Annotated in this window: 13 protein-coding genes; 6 read left to right on the forward strand and 7 right to left on the reverse strand. The window is 61.0% G+C overall.

The window, feature by feature from the left end:
* Positions 1 to 27: 27 nt before the first annotated feature.
* A complete protein-coding gene (locus LOY67_RS00205) occupies positions 28 to 1,641 on the forward strand; it encodes an EAL domain-containing protein (protein WP_265065413.1) in 1,614 nt (537 codons plus the stop codon).
* 9 nt (positions 1,642 to 1,650) lie between these two features.
* Here LOY67_RS00205 and LOY67_RS00210 read toward each other — a convergent pair whose 3' ends face one another.
* Both LOY67_RS00210 and algB read right to left on the reverse strand, forming a co-directional pair.
* Positions 1,651 to 3,441 carry an ATP-binding protein gene (locus LOY67_RS00210; RefSeq protein WP_265065414.1) on the reverse strand — a complete coding sequence of 597 codons (1,791 nt, stop codon included), beginning with the start codon at positions 3,439 to 3,441 and terminating at the stop codon, positions 1,651 to 1,653.
* A gap of 10 nt (positions 3,442 to 3,451) precedes the next feature.
* Positions 3,452 to 4,798, reverse strand: a complete 1,347-nt coding sequence (gene algB / locus LOY67_RS00215; protein WP_258629517.1) for a sigma-54-dependent response regulator transcription factor AlgB — start codon at positions 4,796 to 4,798, stop codon at positions 3,452 to 3,454.
* A gap of 438 nt (positions 4,799 to 5,236) precedes the next feature.
* Here algB and LOY67_RS00220 point away from each other — a divergent pair, with 438 nt between their 5' ends.
* The 5 genes from LOY67_RS00220 to LOY67_RS00240 all read left to right on the forward strand — a co-directional run bounded on the left by LOY67_RS00220 (position 5,237) and on the right by LOY67_RS00240 (position 9,745).
* Positions 5,237 to 5,524, forward strand: a complete 288-nt coding sequence (locus LOY67_RS00220; RefSeq protein WP_265065415.1) for a hypothetical protein — start codon at positions 5,237 to 5,239, stop codon at positions 5,522 to 5,524.
* Between the two features lie 79 nt (positions 5,525 to 5,603).
* A complete protein-coding gene (locus LOY67_RS00225) occupies positions 5,604 to 5,768 on the forward strand; it encodes a DUF1328 domain-containing protein (protein WP_003177151.1) in 165 nt (54 codons plus the stop codon).
* Between the two features lie 2 nt (positions 5,769 to 5,770).
* Positions 5,771 to 6,235, forward strand: coding sequence for an inhibitor of vertebrate lysozyme family protein (locus tag LOY67_RS00230; protein ID WP_265065416.1), 465 nt, complete (start codon positions 5,771 to 5,773; stop codon positions 6,233 to 6,235).
* Positions 6,236 to 6,938: 703 nt separating this feature from the next.
* On the forward strand, positions 6,939 to 8,270 hold the full coding sequence (gene gltP, locus LOY67_RS00235; RefSeq protein ID WP_265065417.1) for a glutamate/aspartate:proton symporter GltP: 1,332 nt from the start codon (positions 6,939 to 6,941) through the stop codon (positions 8,268 to 8,270).
* A 245-nt stretch (positions 8,271 to 8,515) separates the two neighbouring features.
* The gene (locus LOY67_RS00240; protein ID WP_265065418.1) at positions 8,516 to 9,745 is read left to right on the forward strand and encodes a nucleoside recognition domain-containing protein; all 1,230 of its coding nucleotides are present in this window, start codon (positions 8,516 to 8,518) and stop codon (positions 9,743 to 9,745) included.
* On the opposite strand, the gene LOY67_RS00245 is transcribed toward LOY67_RS00240, so the two are convergent.
* The 5 genes from LOY67_RS00245 to LOY67_RS00265 all read right to left on the reverse strand — a co-directional run bounded on the left by LOY67_RS00245 (position 9,727) and on the right by LOY67_RS00265 (position 16,572).
* Positions 9,727 to 10,758: a DUF2914 domain-containing protein gene (locus LOY67_RS00245; RefSeq protein ID WP_265065419.1), complete on the reverse strand. Its 1,032-nt coding sequence runs from the start codon at positions 10,756 to 10,758 to the stop codon at positions 9,727 to 9,729. The genes LOY67_RS00240 and LOY67_RS00245 overlap by 19 nt on opposite strands.
* A 229-nt stretch (positions 10,759 to 10,987) precedes the next feature.
* Positions 10,988 to 12,364 (reverse strand): M16 family metallopeptidase, encoded by a 1,377-nt coding sequence (locus LOY67_RS00250; RefSeq protein WP_265065420.1) that lies wholly within the window; start codon positions 12,362 to 12,364, stop codon positions 10,988 to 10,990.
* A gap of 58 nt (positions 12,365 to 12,422) precedes the next feature.
* Positions 12,423 to 14,081 carry a Na/Pi cotransporter family protein gene (locus tag LOY67_RS00255; RefSeq protein WP_265065421.1) on the reverse strand — a complete coding sequence of 553 codons (1,659 nt, stop codon included), beginning with the start codon at positions 14,079 to 14,081 and terminating at the stop codon, positions 12,423 to 12,425.
* A 339-nt stretch (positions 14,082 to 14,420) separates the two neighbouring features.
* Positions 14,421 to 15,188 (reverse strand): TerC family protein, encoded by a 768-nt coding sequence (locus LOY67_RS00260; RefSeq protein WP_265065422.1) that lies wholly within the window; start codon positions 15,186 to 15,188, stop codon positions 14,421 to 14,423.
* A 76-nt stretch (positions 15,189 to 15,264) separates the two neighbouring features.
* Positions 15,265 to 16,572 (reverse strand): CitMHS family transporter, encoded by a 1,308-nt coding sequence (locus LOY67_RS00265; RefSeq protein WP_265065423.1) that lies wholly within the window; start codon positions 16,570 to 16,572, stop codon positions 15,265 to 15,267.
* Positions 16,573 to 16,581: the final 9 nt, after the last annotated feature.

A 16,581-nucleotide genomic window follows, 5' to 3' on the forward strand; every position in this document is an offset into this window, starting at 1 on the left:
CATTGGTAACTTTCGGATTACCAATCGATGAAGGCTGCCCGCGAAACCCTGCAAAGCTGGCTCCATCGCCCTCTTTTTTTGGCGACGCTAGCGGCTGTCCTGAGCACGCTGCTGTTGCTGGCGGGGAGCCTGTTCGTGGTCGTGCAGCAGAACCAGCAGCGTGAAAGCGACCAGATGAATGCCCAGGGCGAGCGCTTCCTGCAACGGCTGGAACAGCTTTTCGGGCAGTTGCGCGAAAGCCTCGATGATCTGCAGAACCAACCGCTGCGCGGGTGCGACGAGGAAATGATCGCGACCTTGCAGCAGGTCAGCTTCAACTACCGCTTCGTCTACGAGGCGGTGTATATCGACAGTCGCGGCGTCTGCTCCAACCGTCCACGGCAGAGCGGATTGTCTGTTGCCCGTCCGCCCGACATACGGGGCCCGACCTACAGTTATTGGTTGAACACCACCACTGAGCCCGATGAAAACCGTGCCGCATTGATGCTGGGGCGCGGCAACTTTCGGGTCGCCACCTCCAGGGGGCATCTGACCGATGTGGTCGACCTGCCGCCCGACAGCAGCCTGCTGGTGGTCCTGGACCATGGCAAGCGCGCCATTCCCGTGCTGGGTACCGATCAATACTGGCCGCCTGCCGAGCCCTGGCCACCGCAAAGCCGCAATGCCCTGCTGGTGACAGCGACCCGGCTGATCTATCGCATGCAGACCGACAGTCCGGAATATCAGTTGGTGTTGATTGCCCAGCGCAACGGCTTTCATATTCCCGCCAATGCCTGGTGGATGCTGCCCACCAGCCTGATATTGGGCTTGGGGATCGGTTTCCAGGTGTTTCTGTTGGCGCGCCAGCGTCAATCCATGGATGCCGAACTGCATGGGGCCATCCGGCGAGGCGAGTTCCAGGTGCTGTACCAGCCGATTTTCGACCTGCGCAGCCGCAACTGTGTCGGGGCTGAAGCCCTGCTGCGTTGGCGACGACCGGATGGCACCTTGACCAGTCCGGATCTGTTCATCCCGATGGCGGAAGATACCGGGCAGATCCGCCAGATTACCGATTTCGTCTTGCAGCGCCTGTTTGACCAGCTGGGCCAGCTGTTGCGGGCCAATCCCCAGCTCTATATTTCGGTGAACCTGGCGGCATGCGACGTGATGGTGCCGCGCATCGGCGAAGTGATCGCCCGCTTGCTGGCGCGGCATCGGGTCTCGGCGCGGCAGATTGCCTTTGAAGTGACGGAGCGCGGGTTGATCGATGTGCTGGTCGCCCGGGACAACCTGCAATCGCTGCGTGACGTGGGCCATCAGGTGCTGATCGATGACTTCGGCACCGGTTATTGCAGCCTGGCTTACCTGCAGACCCTGCCTGTGGACTGTCTGAAAATCGATAAGGCCTTTATCGATGCCCTCGGCCACGATGCGGCCAGCAGCGGCGTGGCTCCGCACATCATTCGCATGGCCCACGCGTTGCAACTCAAGGTGATTGCCGAAGGCATCGAGCACGAGGCTCAGGCGTCCTATCTGAGCAGCGAAGGGGTGACGTTCGGCCAGGGCTGGCTGTTTGCCCATGCCCTCAGTGCCGTGCAGCTCATTGAACTGATTACACGCGGGCGGCGGCTGCTCGGACGGCGTCTGGATGACGAGGCCTAGGAAATAGCTTCAAACCGTCAACGCCATGTAGAACTGCGTGCCCTGCCCTGGCCTTGAATAAACACCCATGCGCCCGCCATGGAGCTGAACGATCTCCTTGCACAGGGCCAGCCCGAGGCCTGCGCCACCTTTCTTGCGTCCGACCTGGACGAAGGGTTCGAAGATCCGCCCCTGTTGGCCATAGGCAATGCCTTCGCCGTTGTCTTCGACGCTGATGATCACCCGCTCGCCGTGGCGCCGACCCTGCAGGCGGATCTGGCCGTTGTCGCCGGTGTGGCGCATGGCGTTGTCGATCAGGTTATCCAGCACCCGCTCCAACTGCGGCGCGTCGGCATGCAGGCGCGGTAGCGGGCCCTGGATCGCCACGAGCAACTCGATGCCCTTGGCTTGGGCCTGGCCGGCGAACCGCAGGCGGGCCGCTTCCAGCAGGTCTTCGATGGAGCAAGGTGCCAGGGTCAGCTTTTGCAGGCCGTTCTGGTAGCGAGAGAAGTTCAGCAGGTCATTGATGAGCTGCATCAGCCGCTGCATTTCTTCATTGACGGTGTCGAGCAGGTCCGCTTCACGGGATTCTTCCGGGAAATGGACGCGCTCGCGCAACAGGCCGAACGCCATGTGCATGCCGGTCACCGGTGTGCGCAGCTCGTGGGAGGCCCGCAACACGAACTCACTGCGTACCCGTTCGAAGGCGCGTTGTTCGGTAACGTCGTGCAGCACCATCACCGCGCCGAGAATATGCCCCTGGGTATGGCTCACAGGCGTGAGGCTGTAGGTCAGCAAGCGGGATTCGCCATCCACTTCAATGCTCAGGTCCTCCGGTGCCCGCTCCAGCGTTCCGCCGCGCAGCACCAGGTGCAATTCCTCGTCCAGCTCCAGGCGTCCAAGGGCCTCGCCCAGTCCCTGGCCCAGGCGTTCCTCATCCCAGCCCAGTTGGCGTTGGGCCACCGGGTTCAGGTGCTCGAGCCGGCCCTGGCGGTCGATCATCAGCAAGCCGTCGTCGATGCTGTCGAGTACCGCTTGCAGGCGTTGCTGGCCGGCCAGCAGCTCATCGACATTGGTGGCCTGATGTTCACGCAGTGCCTGGGCCATGATTCCAAAACGACGCGTCAGCAGATTCAATTCCGGGGAAGTGGAGATCGGCAACGTCACTTCGAACTTGCCCTGGCCGATATCGTCCGCAGCCGACACCAGCGCCTCGATCGGCGTCCCGAAACGCCGGGCGATGCCATGGGCGGTGATGAAGCCGATGACCAGCACCGCCAACCCCACCAGACCCAGCAAACCGGAAATCAGCAGCGCCCGGTCCCGGGAGTGGGTCTGGGTTTCGCTGATGTTGGTCAAGGCGTGCCGATACCCTTCGATCAACCCGTTACGCAGTACGTTGAATTTTTCAGTGAGGTCCTGGATGCCCGTGAGCTGGGGCGGTTGCTGGCGAGAGGCTGTAAATGCTTCAAGGAACCCGAGGTAGTCGGCCTTGGCCCGGGTGAAGTTTTCCGTCGGCTCGTTCAGGCTGTGTTCGTGCGCGATGCCCTCCTCCAGCAGACTGAAATATTGCCGCTTGGAGTCTTCCAGCGCGGCCAGGTCGGGCTTGTCGTCGAGCATGATGATCAACTGGTCGCCCAGGGTCTGGCGCAGCTTGAGGCCCAGGTCCAGCAGGATGAAGTTGTCGCGCACCGATTGTTCCTGGGTATTGGCCATTTGCATCACGCTGACCAAGCCAAGCAGCAGACCCAGCAAGGCCACCGTTATCAGGGCCGAGATACTGAGAAACAGCCGTGTGCGCAGCTTCATCGCCAGTTTCATAAGGTACCGTTCACAGGTTGTATTGCTTGCGTTTGCGATACAGCGTGGAAGCATCGATACCCAGGGTCTTGGCCGCCTGGTCCAGCGTATCGGCCGTGGCCAGCACGGCACCGATGTGGGCTTTCTCCAGTTCATCAAGGCTCAGCGCGGCGCCGATTCGCGGCGCGTTGTTGACCGGTTGCTCGGCCATGCCCAAATGACTGATTTCGACTTTTTCCTGGGGACAGATGATGCTGGCGCGCTCCACCACGTTACGCAGTTCCCGGATGTTGCCTGGCCAGCGATAGCCTAGCAGTGCTTCGCGGGCCTCATCGCTGAATCCCCGGGCCGGACGGGCATATTCCTTGACGAAGCGGGCCAGGAAACGGTCCGCCAGGGTGAGGATGTCTTCGGCGCGCTCGCGCAGCGGCGGCAAGTGCAGGGTGATGACGTTCAGCCGGTACAGCAGGTCTTCACGAAAACGTCCGTCGCGCACCATGTCTTCAAGGTTCAGGTTGGTCGCTGCGAGGATGCGCACATCGGCCCGGCGGGTGACCGGGTCTCCGACCCGCTCGTATTCCTTGTCCTGGATGAACCGCAGCAATTTTGGTTGCAACGTCAGGGGAAAGTCGCCGATCTCGTCGAGAAACAGGGTTCCGCCGTCTGCCTGGTTGACTCGCCCCAGCGTGCTCTCGCTGGCACCGGTGAACGCGCCGCGGCTGTGACCGAACAATTCACTTTCCATCAGCTCGGTCGTCAGCGACGGGCAATTGATGGTGACACAGGATTTTTTCGCGCGTTTGCTCCAGCCATGGATCGCCCGGGCCAGCTCGCCTTTACCGGTACCGGATTCGCCAAGAATCAGGATATTGGCATCGGTGCTGGCTACCTGGCGGGCGGTTTCCAGCACCACTTTCATCGCAGGGCTGTGGGAGTCGAGGCCGTCCTTGGGTTTGCGCATCTCGCCTTCCAGCGCCTCGAGCCTTGCCGATAGCTGGCGGACCTCCAGTTGCTTGGCGGTCGCCAGGCGCAACTGATCCGGGCTGCAGGGCTTGACCAGATAGTCGGCGGCACCGGCCTGGATCGCGTCCACCGCAGTGTCGACAGCCGAGTGGGCGGTGACGATCACCACGCGCATCCACGGTGCCTGGATGCGCATCTGGGCCAACACATCGAGGCCGTTGTCTTCGCCCAGGCGAAGGTCGAGGAAGCACAGGTCGAACACTTGGCGCTGCAACAGGGTATCGGCCTGGGCGGCACTGTTGGCGGTGGCGACGGTATAGCCTTCATCTTCCAGGCAATAGCGGAACGTACGCAGGATGGCGGACTCATCGTCTACCAGCAGAATGCGGCCTTGATGCTCAGTGGCTGATTCCATTTTTCCTACGCTCCTTTAATGAATGATGTTGGTTAGTGTCAGAAAAATCGGGCAAGTTGCATGGTCGATTCTGAACGAATATTACCTACAGAAAGCGTCGCGGTGAGCGACGCAGTCCTAAACGCCTGATTTGCGTTTATTTTTTTGGGCTCGTCGATTTCACCGGCCCAGACCTGCCCCATTCCGACCGCTGTTCGCGGACGGCAATTCAAAAAGAATCTATCGCCTCCCATTTCTCCATTCGTGCAATACGCACGACTCCCTTCGGGGGCATCGTGCAGGATGCGCTTTGGCTGATTGGCGATGTGTTTATAACGCTATGATTTTAAACATGTTTTTAACAATAAATTTCTGGCATGGCGCCTGCAATGGTCTGATCAACGTGGCGTCTTGAACGCCTCAACCAGATCACCACCCGGGGTGGGGAGGAATTCCAGGATGAATTTGCAACGTGCCGCCCGATTACCCATTACCTCCCTGCACATTCAGCAGGGGTTGTGGGCTGTTCTGGCATTGCTGGTGACCCTCGTGGTGAGTCAGCAATTGCTTCTCTGGCACTACAGCCAGCAGCCCGAGCCGGCACCGGTGTCGATTCAACGAACTCCGCAAACCCACTTCAGTGCCGTGAGCAACGTCGCGGAAGCATCCGCCTCGATGCGAATGATGGATGTCGATCAGGCTCAGCCTGTTGCCGACATGCCTCGTCAGGAGCGCTGGGTGTTTTAACCCGATGACCGTGCGTCCGACGCGCCCGAACCATTCCAACCAGACCCTTACTAAATAGAAAAGCGAAAGGAGAATCACCATGTTGAGTTGGGCAATTACCTTCCTGATCATTGCCATCATCGCTGCAGTCCTGGGCTTCGGTGGTATCGCCGGCACCGCCACGGGCATCGCCAAGATTCTCTTTGTCGTGTTCCTGGTGATGTTCATCGCCTCCTTCTTCTTTGGCCGTCGCGGCCGAGGCTGATCATGAACGCTGCATTGAAAGGACTGGCCGCCGCCCTGCTCCTGGGCGGCAGTGCCACGGCAATGGCTGCCAACGACGGACAGATGCGGGTCAATCAATTACTTGAATCTGACGCGCAGTACCGTGAAACCTGGCAGCACGTGGTCAAGAAAGAAGAACGTCTGCCGGAATGGGTGATGAATCTGTCAGGCGATTCTGAGCAGATGAACGCTGTCGAGGAAGATGGCGACAAATACCTGGTGGGCCCTTTGTGTGAAACCCAGGCGACGTGCCGCAGCGAGCGCTTGTTCGTCGCTTTCAGTTTCGACAAGGATGAAGCCTACGCCTTGCTGGTCGAGGTCCCCGCCGGGCTGCCGGCCGACAAGTCGCCGACCCGTCATGCCAACTACCGTTTCCTCGGCAACCCCGATGACGGTATGCAAGAACTGTTAATGGAACAACTCAAGAAAGACCCCAATTGGTACTGAGTTTTGAAAACGGGAAAAGCAGCCCTGCTTTTCCTTCTGCACAGCCCGAGGAGGGCCGATGCATGACCAGGGGGCCGGGACGTTCTGACCATTCAGGGTCGGAGTGACCTACGGGCACAAGGGGTGCCTGCGAAAGGGCCGGGTCAGGTAAAAGCTGCGACGCAGGTTCGCAAAGTCGAGACGGCTTGGCGAACTTGCGCAGGGCTTATCGAGGCAAGCGCCCGTTCCAGAGCGGCTTGTCATTCGTGCTGCATGAACGCTAATCCAATGCGGCATTTTGTCCCGTCTCCTCTCTCTGTTTCCTGACGTCTGACCGTATATCGGAGAGCTTTCAAGCTTTTTCCGCTGCCCTCGGCTTGCCCGCGAGTAACCGTTTCATCGATTTTCACGGCAGTTGAAACAAAGCCCGGCTACGCTGAAACCGCCGGTTCACGGCATTTATGCCTGCTGAAATGTCGCATCCGAACCGCTTGGGACGGGGGTTTTGTTTTGAAAATCTCATGCCGATTCGGCATAGGGTAGGCGTTTACGGCATTAGACGAGCCCCCCTCGCATCGCAATAGTTGCGCCTTTTTTCGCCCGCCAGTAAGCCGCCAACGCGCGCTCGGGGTGACCTTATACGGGGGCAGGAGCACGACTCGTATCGCCATTGGCGGTTCGATTTGCGCTTTTGCCCGAGTCCAATCGAAGTAAGGGTAATGATATGAAGAAGGCAAAACTAAGCCTCGCCTGGCAGATCCTCATCGGTCTCGTGCTCGGGATTGCACTGGGCGCGCTGCTCAACCATTTCAGTGCCGAGAAGGCCTGGTGGATCAGCAACGTGCTGCAACCGGCAGGCGATATCTTTATCCGGCTGATCAAGATGATCGTGATCCCGATCGTCATCTCTTCGCTGATCGTCGGCATTGCCGGGGTCGGCGACGCGAAGAAACTCGGGCGCATCGGCCTCAAGACGATCCTCTACTTTGAAATCGTCACCACCATCGCCATTGTCGTCGGCCTGCTGCTGGCCAACTTCTTCCAGCCGGGCAGCGGCATCGACATGAGCACCCTGGGTACGGTGGATATTTCCAAGTACCAGGCCACGGCCGCTGAAGTGCAGCATGAGCATGCCTTCGTCCAGACCATCCTCAACCTGATCCCGTCGAACATCTTCGCGGCGCTGACCCGCGGCGAGATGCTGCCGATCATTTTCTTCTCCGTCCTGTTCGGCCTGGGCCTTTCCAGCCTGCAATCGGACCTGCGCGAGCCGCTGGTGAAGATGTTCCAGGGCGTGTCCGAAAGCATGTTCAAAGTCACCCACATGATCATGCAGTACGCCCCTATCGGCGTTTTCGCACTGATCGCGGTGACGGTTGCCAACTTCGGTTTTGCGTCCCTGCTGCCGCTGGCGAAACTGGTGATCCTGGTTTACGTCGCCATCGCTTTCTTCGCTTTCGTGGTACTGGGCCTGATCGCCCGCCTGTTCGGCTTCTCGGTGCTCAAGCTGATGCGCATCTTCAAGGACGAACTGGTGCTGGCATACTCCACCGCCAGTTCCGAAACCGTGTTGCCGCGAGTGATCGAGAAGATGGAAGCCTACGGCGCGCCGAAAGCCATCTGCAGCTTCGTGGTGCCCACCGGTTACTCGTTCAACCTCGACGGTTCGACGCTGTACCAGAGCATCGCGGCGATTTTCATTGCCCAGCTGTACGGCATCGACCTGTCCATCAGCCAGCAATTGCTGCTGGTGTTGACGTTGATGGTCACTTCCAAAGGCATCGCCGGCGTGCCGGGCGTGTCCTTCGTGGTGCTGCTGGCGACGTTGGGCAGTGTCGGTATTCCACTGGAAGGCCTGGCTTTCATCGCCGGTGTCGACCGTGTCATGGACATGGCCCGTACCGCATTGAACGTGATCGGTAACGCCCTGGCGGTGCTGGTGATCGCTCGCTGGGAAGGCATGTACGACGACGCCAAGGGCCAGCGCTACTGGAACTCCCTGCCGCACTGGCGCAGCAAGGAGCCGCTGCCGGCCGGTGAGCCTTCCAGCCGCTGAAGGATCGCATGCCTCTGTGGGAGCGAGCCTGCTCGCGATAGCATCAGGTCTGTCGACACCTATGTTGGCTGACACTCCGCCATCGCGAGCAGGCTCGCTCCCACAATGGTTTTGTGTTGCCACAGAACTTATGCACACCACAGTTCAAATGTGGGGGTGAATCAGACAAGCCCCGGAGAAATCCGGGGTTTGTCGTTTCTGCCAGCCCCGCTATCATTCGCGGCATCTTCCGGGGGATTTAACCGATGCTCAATGGCCTGTGGCTTGGCTTCTTTATCGTGGCGGCCGTTTCGGCGCTGATGCAGTGGCTGGTGGGTGGCAACGCCGGCATTTTCGCGGCGATGGTGGAGAGTATTTTCGCCATGGCCAAGTTGTCGGTGGAGGTGATGGTCCTGCTGTTCGGCACCTTGACCCTGTGGCTGGGATTCCTGCGGATCGCCGAAAAGGCCGGCATCGTCGACTGGCTGGCCAAGGCCCTCGGCCCGCTGTTCCTGCGGCTGATGCCGGAAGTGCCGCCGGGCCACCCGGCCATCGGCCTGATCACCCTCAACTTCGCCGCCAACGGCCTGGGCCTGGACAACGCCGCCACCCCCATCGGCCTGAAGGCCATGCGCGCCCTGCAGGACCTGAACCCCAGCCCGACCATCGCCAGCAATGCGCAGATCCTGTTCCTGGTGCTCAATGCCTCGTCGTTGACGCTGCTGCCGGTGACGATCTTCATGTACCGTGCCCAGCAAGGCGCGCCGGACCCGACCCTGGTGTTCCTGCCGATCCTGCTCGCCACCAGTTGTTCGACCCTGATGGGGCTGCTGTCGGTGGCCTTCATGCAGCGCTTGCGCCTGTGGGACCCGGTGGTGCTGGCTTACCTGATTCCCGGGGCGCTGGCGCTGGGTGGCTTCATGGCGTTGCTGGCGACGCTCTCAGCCACGGCGTTGGCGAGTCTGTCTTCGATCCTCGGCAACCTGACGCTGTTCGGCTTGATCATCCTGTTCCTGGTGGTGGGCGCCCTGCGCAAGGTCAAGGTGTACGAAGCGTTTGTCGAGGGGGCCAAGGAAGGGTTCGACGTGGCCAAGGGCTTGCTGCCGTACCTGGTGGCGATGCTCTGTGCGGTCGGTGTGTTGCGGGCCTCGGGGGCGCTGGATTTCGGTCTGGACGGTATCCGGCACCTGGTGGAATGGGCTGGCTGGGATACACGTTTCGTCGACGCCTTGCCGACCGCGATGGTCAAGCCGTTCTCCGGCAGCGCCGCCCGGGCGATGCTGATCGAAACCATGAAGACCTCCGGCGTGGACAGCTTCCCGGCCCTGGTGGCAGCGACCATCCAGGGCAGCACCGAAACCACGTTCTATGTACTGGCGGTGTACTTCGGCGCCGTGGGCATCCAGCGGGCGCGGCATGCGGTGGGCTGCGCGCTGCTGGCTGAGCTGGCCGGCGTGTTGGGGGCCATCGGGGTTTGCTACTGGTTCTTCGGCTGATCGGCCGGGTCCGTGACGTTGAACCGCAACACCCCGATCATCTGGCCGTTTTCCGTCAATACCCGCACCTGCCATTTGCCGGTCGGGTTGTCCGGGAAGTTCTGTTTGTGGGTCCAGGCACGGTAGCCCTCCTTGCGTCCGCCATGAATGTCCAGGGCGATGCGGTCCACTTCTTTGCCGTTGAACTGCCAGACGTGATAGATCCGTTCATCCAGCCCTCGCGGCGCATTGATGGCGGTATAGGCATACAGGCCGTTGCCGCGGATCTGGGCGGCGCTGACTTCCTTGAGGCTGTCGCCCGGGGTACGGTCCTCCAACTGGGTGCTGATCGCTACTTCGGTCATCCACAGCGTGGCCGGTGGTACCCAGGAACGCAGCACCCATCCGGCGGCGCCGATCCCCAGGGTGATGCACAGAATCGCCAGCGCATTGCGCACGGTGCGGATCGGGAAGATCGAGGCCAGGCTCGGGAACGACAACAGCATGGAGATGCCCAGCGCCAGCTTGAAACTCTGGTCGGTGGTCAGGTGCATGATGATCGGCAGTGCGGTGAGCAGGGCGGCGAACAGCGTCAGCGTGTGCAACGCCAGGAACGCCCAGCGGCGGGGTGCCAGCCATTTGTAGTACAGCGGATCGGTGATCGAAATCAGTCCTGACGCACCGAGCAATCCGGTGAAAATCAGTTGGCTGCTGTTCCAGGTGGTGGTGATCAGGAAAAACGGCAGGACGAAGAACAGGCTTTCCTGGTGAATCATCTGCGTGGCGTAACGCAACAACGGCTGCGGTATCTCCCGCTTGAAAATTCGTGCGAACAGCCGGGTCAGGCTGTTTTCCAGCATCAGCCAGAGCCAGCTCACCAGCATCAGGATGGCGATCCAGGTGGCCAGGCCCTGTTGGCGGTCCACCAGTACGAAACTGCCGGCGCCGGAGATGAAACCACCAAGCGCAATGACCCCTGGGTAGCGCTTCATCAATTCAAGGATGCGCTGGATGTAATGAGTCAGGGTCTGCATTAGGCGGTTTCACAGTAAGTCGTAGGAAATATCCCTGACAGAGTATCGTCCGGACACCTGTATGGCGAGGCTCGCATCGGCTCTTGTGGCGAGGGGATTTATCCCCGCTGGGCTGCGAAGCGGCCCTTAAACCTGGCGCCTGGGTGTGCCTGACTGATCGAGTTGTCTGATTTGGGGCCGCTTCGCGACCCAACGGGGATAAATCCCCTCGCCACAAGAACCCAGCAGGTCAGGTCTTGCGGCGCAGCCGCCATACCACCAACCCCACTAGCAACAATCCCAGCAACCCACTCAGCCCCCACACCAGCTCATCGTCACTGAGCAACGGCTTCTCGATGCGCAGGTAGCCCGGGTCCTTGAGCAGCTCGCGCAAGGCCTGGTTGGCCTGTTCCAGACTCACCGCCTGCAAGCGCACGGCCGGGTTGGCGAAGCGGCCGTCTTCGTAGTCGCCCAGGGCGCCCCAGTAATAATCGGCCAGCGCACTGTTACCTTGAACCGCCCAGGTCTGATGGGCGATGGCGGCGCGTTTGATGCGCATGAAACTGTCGGGGTCCAGCCCGTCCTTGAGCAAGGCCCTGCGCATTTCTTCGAGCGCCTGCTCGGCTTGCGGCAGGTCTTCGCGGGCCAGGTCCGCGTTCAGGCTGAAGAAGCCGACGCCGCCGAACACCTCCCGCTCCACCCACGGGCCGTAGGACAGGCCGCGGGCCAGGCGCAGCTGGCGATAGAGGGCCCAGTCCAGATAGTTCTTGAGCAGGTCGAAGGTTTCGTCGTGTTGCTGCTGCAGTACCGGCTCGGGGAACAGCCAGTGCAGTTTGGCGCCATCACCCACCAGGCTGCGGATCAGGTTGCGCTTGGTCACGGCGCTGTAGCGGATCTGTGGCAGTTCCTCATGAGCGCTGGGCTCGACCGGTTTGAGTTTGCCGTAGGTGCGCTCCAGGTAGGCCGGCAACAACCGGTCCAGATCACCGACCACGATCAGCGTCATGTTGTTCGGCGCATACCAGGCTTTGCGGACTTGCTCGAGGCGGGCGAGGGTGTGGTGCTCGACCTCGGCCCGCTCCGCGCAACGCAGGCCAAGCTCCACCGCCAACTGGTTACTGGCCTTGTGTCCCAGGTCCTGACGGTCGAGCCAGCGTTGCAGGTGGGTGTAATGCCCGCCGTCCTCCCGTTCGACCACTCGTTTGGCCGCTTCCAGGGCCTTTTCGTCGATGCGGGTACGGGTCAGCACCGCCAGCAGCAGATCGAGGATCTTGCGCTGGTTGCTCGCCGGGGCCTCGATGACAAACGTGGTGTCGGCGTTGCTGGTGAAGGCGTTCCACTCGCCGCCCAGTGCCTGCATGCGCTCTTCCAGGGCGCCTTCGCCACCTTCATCGACCCCGCTGAACAGCGCATGCTCGAGCAGGTGCGGCAGTTCCTTGTCGGCGCAGCTGAAGTCGTCCAGGCCTACGCCGACCACCAGCCGGATGGCGACATGTCCGCGTTCGTTGCCAGGCTTGAGCAGCAACTGCATACCGTTGGGCAGCGCGTAGCCTTCGACCTGGAACCGGTCGAGGGCCACCACAGGCAGCGAAGCGAACAAGAACAGAGCGAATAACAGACCACGCATAAACGGCTTCCTGGCGACTGACAGTCCAATCCTACTGACTGGACAATGCGCCAGATGTTCAAGGCGAGTGGGTGATGTCGGATAATTCATCCGCCGCCAGGGCACCGATTTCGGCGGTTTCCAGCACCACATAGGCGCTGCCGCAGAACAGCGAGTTAAGGCGCCGCATGTCAGCGATCAGCTCCAGGTGCAGGGAACTGGTCTCCAGGCTTTGTACGATCTTGCGCTGCAAGCGGCTGACATGGGCATGGGCCATGCGCCTTTCCTGGGCGCGAAAGCGCCGTTTCTCACGCAACAACTGGCGGGCGCTTTCCCGATCACCGCTGAGAAACACCGACAACCCCAGCCGCAGGTTGGCGATCAAGTGGCTGTGCAGCCCCGCCAGTTCTTCCAGGCCTACGTCGGAAAAGGACAAGCGTTGCGAAGTCTTCTGCTGCTGGACCTTGCGCAACATGCGTTCGATGAGGTCGCTGCCCAGCTTCAGGTTGATCGCCAGTTCGATGATCTCCGCCCACCGACGACTGTCCTGTTCGCTGAGGTCTTCGCGGGGCATCTGCGCCATGTACAGCTTGATGGTGCTGCACAGCGCCTCGACGTCATCGCTCATGCGCCGCACTTCCTGGGTGACCGCCGTCTGCTGGCCGCGCAGCACGTCCAGCATGGCTTCGAGCATGTTTTCGATCAGGTCGCCGATGCGCAGCGTCTCCCGGGCCGCATTCGCCAGCGCCAGGCTCGGTGTGACGAGGGCCGTGGGATCCAGGTGCCGGGGCTTGGCCGTGCCGTTGGTTTCCGGCCGGTCCGGCAGCAACCAGGCGCATAGCCTGGCCATCGGCGCGACGCTGGGCAGCAGCACCAGACAGCGCACGGAGTTGTAGAGCAGGTGAAAGCCGATGACGGTTTCCTGGGGGCTGAAATCCAGGCTGTCCAGCCAACCCACCAGAGGATCGAGCACGGGAATGATCAGCAACAATCCGATCAGCTTGTACAGCAGGCTGCCCAGCGCCACCTGGCGTCCCGCAGCGTTCTGCATGCTGGTGCTGAGGAACGCCAGCACGCCGCTGCCGATGTTGGCGCCGATCACCAGGCCGATGGCCACCGGCAGGCTGATCACGGCAGCGCCGGCCAGGGTTGCGGTCAGCAACACGGCGGCCAGGCTCGAATAGGAAATCATGGCGAACAGCGCACCGACCAACGCATCGAGCAGGATGTCGCCGGTCAGCGAGGCGAAGATCACCTTCACGCCTTGGGCCTGGGTGATGGGCGCAGCGGCTTCGACGATCAATTGCAGCGCCAGGATGATCAGACCCAGGCCGATGCTGACCCGGCCCATCTGCCCGGCGCGGGTCTGTTTGCGCGACAGGAAGAAAATCACCCCGAGGAATATCAGCAACGGCGACAGCCACGACAGGTCGAGGGTCAGCACCCGGGCCATCAACGCCGTGCCGACATCGGCGCCCAGCATGGTCGCCAGGGCAGGGGTCAGCGCCATCAGGCCCTGGCCGACAAACGAGGTGACCAGCATGGCCGTGGCGTTGCTGCTCTGGACCATGGCGGTGACCATGATGCCGGCGACAAATGCCAGCCAGCGCCTGGACATGTTCTGGCCGATGACATGGCGCAGGTTGGAGCCATAGACCCGCAGGATGCCGGTACGGACGATATGCGTGCCCCAGATCAGCAGGGCCACGGCGGAGAGCAGATTCAGCAGGGTCAGCATGAGAGGCCCCCTGTTAGTGTCTCAAAGAGACAAGTTGACGATGCCACATCGTTCTTCTTTGTACTTAAGCTGTAGTTGGCGAACGGTTCGGGCGCCAGCATTGCACAGCTAAAGAATTGATTGAAACAAAACTGTCATGAAAACAGATAGCCAAGGGGCACAGTGAACCCCTGTGGGAGCGAGCCTGCTCGCGATAGCGGTGTATCAGTCGGCGCTGCTGTGACTGAAAGGACGCTATCGCGAGCAGGCTCGCTCCCACATTGGCCCTGCGCCAAGCCACTTTCCTGCGGGCATGAAAAAGGGGCTCCCAAGAGCCCCTTCGTTCATTGCTCCGTTCAGTTACTGACCCGGAACATCCTTGCGCAGTTTCACCGGATCCTGCTGTTTGCGCTTGCGTGCAATCGCGGTGCGCATCTTGATGTTGATCGCCTCCACCGCCAGGGAGAACGCCATGGCGAAGTAGACGTAGCCTTTGGGTACATGCACGTCGAACGATTCGGCGATCAGCACGGTACCGACCACCAGCAGGAACGACAGCGCCAGCATCTTCAGCGACGGGTGCTTGTCGATGAACTCGCTGATGGTGCCCGAGGCCAGCATCATCACCAGTACGGCAACGATGATCGCCGCCACCATCACCGGCACATGGGAAACCATGCCGACAGCGGTGATGACCGAGTCCAGGGAGAACACGATGTCGATGATCGCGATCTGGATGATGGTGTAGAGGAAGTTGCCACCCTTGCCCGAAGGTTCATCGTCGCTTTCGTCCTCGCCTTCCAGCGCGTGGTACATCTCCTGGGAGCTTTTCCACAGCAGGAACAGGCCACCGAAGAACAGGATCAGGTCGCGACCGGAGATGCCCTGGCCGAACACTTCGAACAAATCGGCGGTCAGGCGCATGACCCAGGTGATGGACAACAGCAACAGGATCCGCGTGATCATGGCCAGGGCCAGACCGAAGATCCGGGTACGTGCCTGCATGTGCTTGGGCATGCGGCTGACCAGGATCGAGATCATGATGATGTTATCGATGCCCAGGACGATTTCCAGGGCGGTCAGGGTAAAGAAGGCAACCCAGATTTCCGGGTTGGTCAGCCATTCCATGTGAGTTCCTTTGAACGAGTGTTAGGCCGCGCCGCGCTTCGGGTTGACCAAAGCGGCGACGCAGCGGGTATTGCTTTTATAGAGTGCTGAACAGCGGAAAGATCCCCATCAGCAAGGCGGCGACCATTATGCACAGGCAAACCAGCACTGCCCACTTCAGGGTGAAACGCTGGTGATCGCCGAACTCGATCCCGGCCAGGGCCACCAGCAGGTAAGTGGACGGAACCAGCGGGCTCAACAGGTGGACGGGCTGGCCGACGATCGAGGCACGGGCCATTTCCACGGCGGTGATGCCGTAATGGCTGGCGGCTTCGGCGAGAACCGGTAACACCCCGTAATAAAATGCGTCGTTAGACATGAAGAACGTGAACGGCATGCTCGCCAGCGCGGTAATCACCGCCAGGTACGGGCCGAGGAAGTCCGGGATCACCGCCAGCAGGCTCTTGGACATGGCATCGACCATGCCGGTACCGGACAGGATGCCGGTGAAGATACCCGCCGCGAAAATCAGCCCGACCACCGCCAGTACGCTGCCGGCATGCGCCGCAACGCGGTCTTTCTGCTGTTGCAGGCACGGATAGTTGACGATCATCGCGATACTGAAGGCCACCATGAACAGCACCGGCAGCGGCAACAGGCCGGCGATCAGGGTGCACATCAGGGCCAGGGTCAAGGCGCCATTGAACCAGATCAGCTTCGGACGACGGGCGTCGGGGAACTGCGACACGCTGATTTCACTGTGGTCGATTTCGTCATGGGCCAGGTGCAATTCACCGAGGCGCGCACGCTCGCGTTTGCCGTACATGTAGGCAATCGCCAGGATCGCCACCACACCGAAGGCCATCGCCGGAATCATCGGCACGAAGATGTCGGACGGATCCACATGCAGCGCACTGGCCGCACGGGCCGTCGGGCCGCCCCAAGGGGTCATGTTCATCACGCCACCGGCGAGGATGATCAGGCCGGCCATGATCCGCGGGCTCATGCCGATGCGGCTGTACAGCGGCAGCATCGCGGCCACGCAGATCATGTAAGTGGTCGCGCCGTCACCATCGAGGGAAACGACGAGCGCCAGAACGGCGGTACCGACCGAAACTTTCAGCGGGTCGCCCTTGACCAGCTTGAGGATCTTGCGCACGGCCGGGTCGAACAGGCCGGAGTCGATCATCAGGGCAAAATAGAGAATCGCGAACATCAGCATCACCCCGGTCGGGGCGAGCTTGGTGATGCCTTCGAGCATCATCGGGCCGATCTTCGGCGCAAAGCCACCGAACAGGGCGAACAGGATCGGGATGATGATCAGGGCGATCAGCGCGGACAGGCGCTTGGTCATGATCAGGAACATGAACGTGATGACCATGGCGAAGCCAAGGAAAGTCAGCATGGGAAATAC

The organism is Pseudomonas sp. B21-056 (assembly GCF_026016325.1).
Taxonomy (GTDB): domain Bacteria; phylum Pseudomonadota; class Gammaproteobacteria; order Pseudomonadales; family Pseudomonadaceae; genus Aquipseudomonas.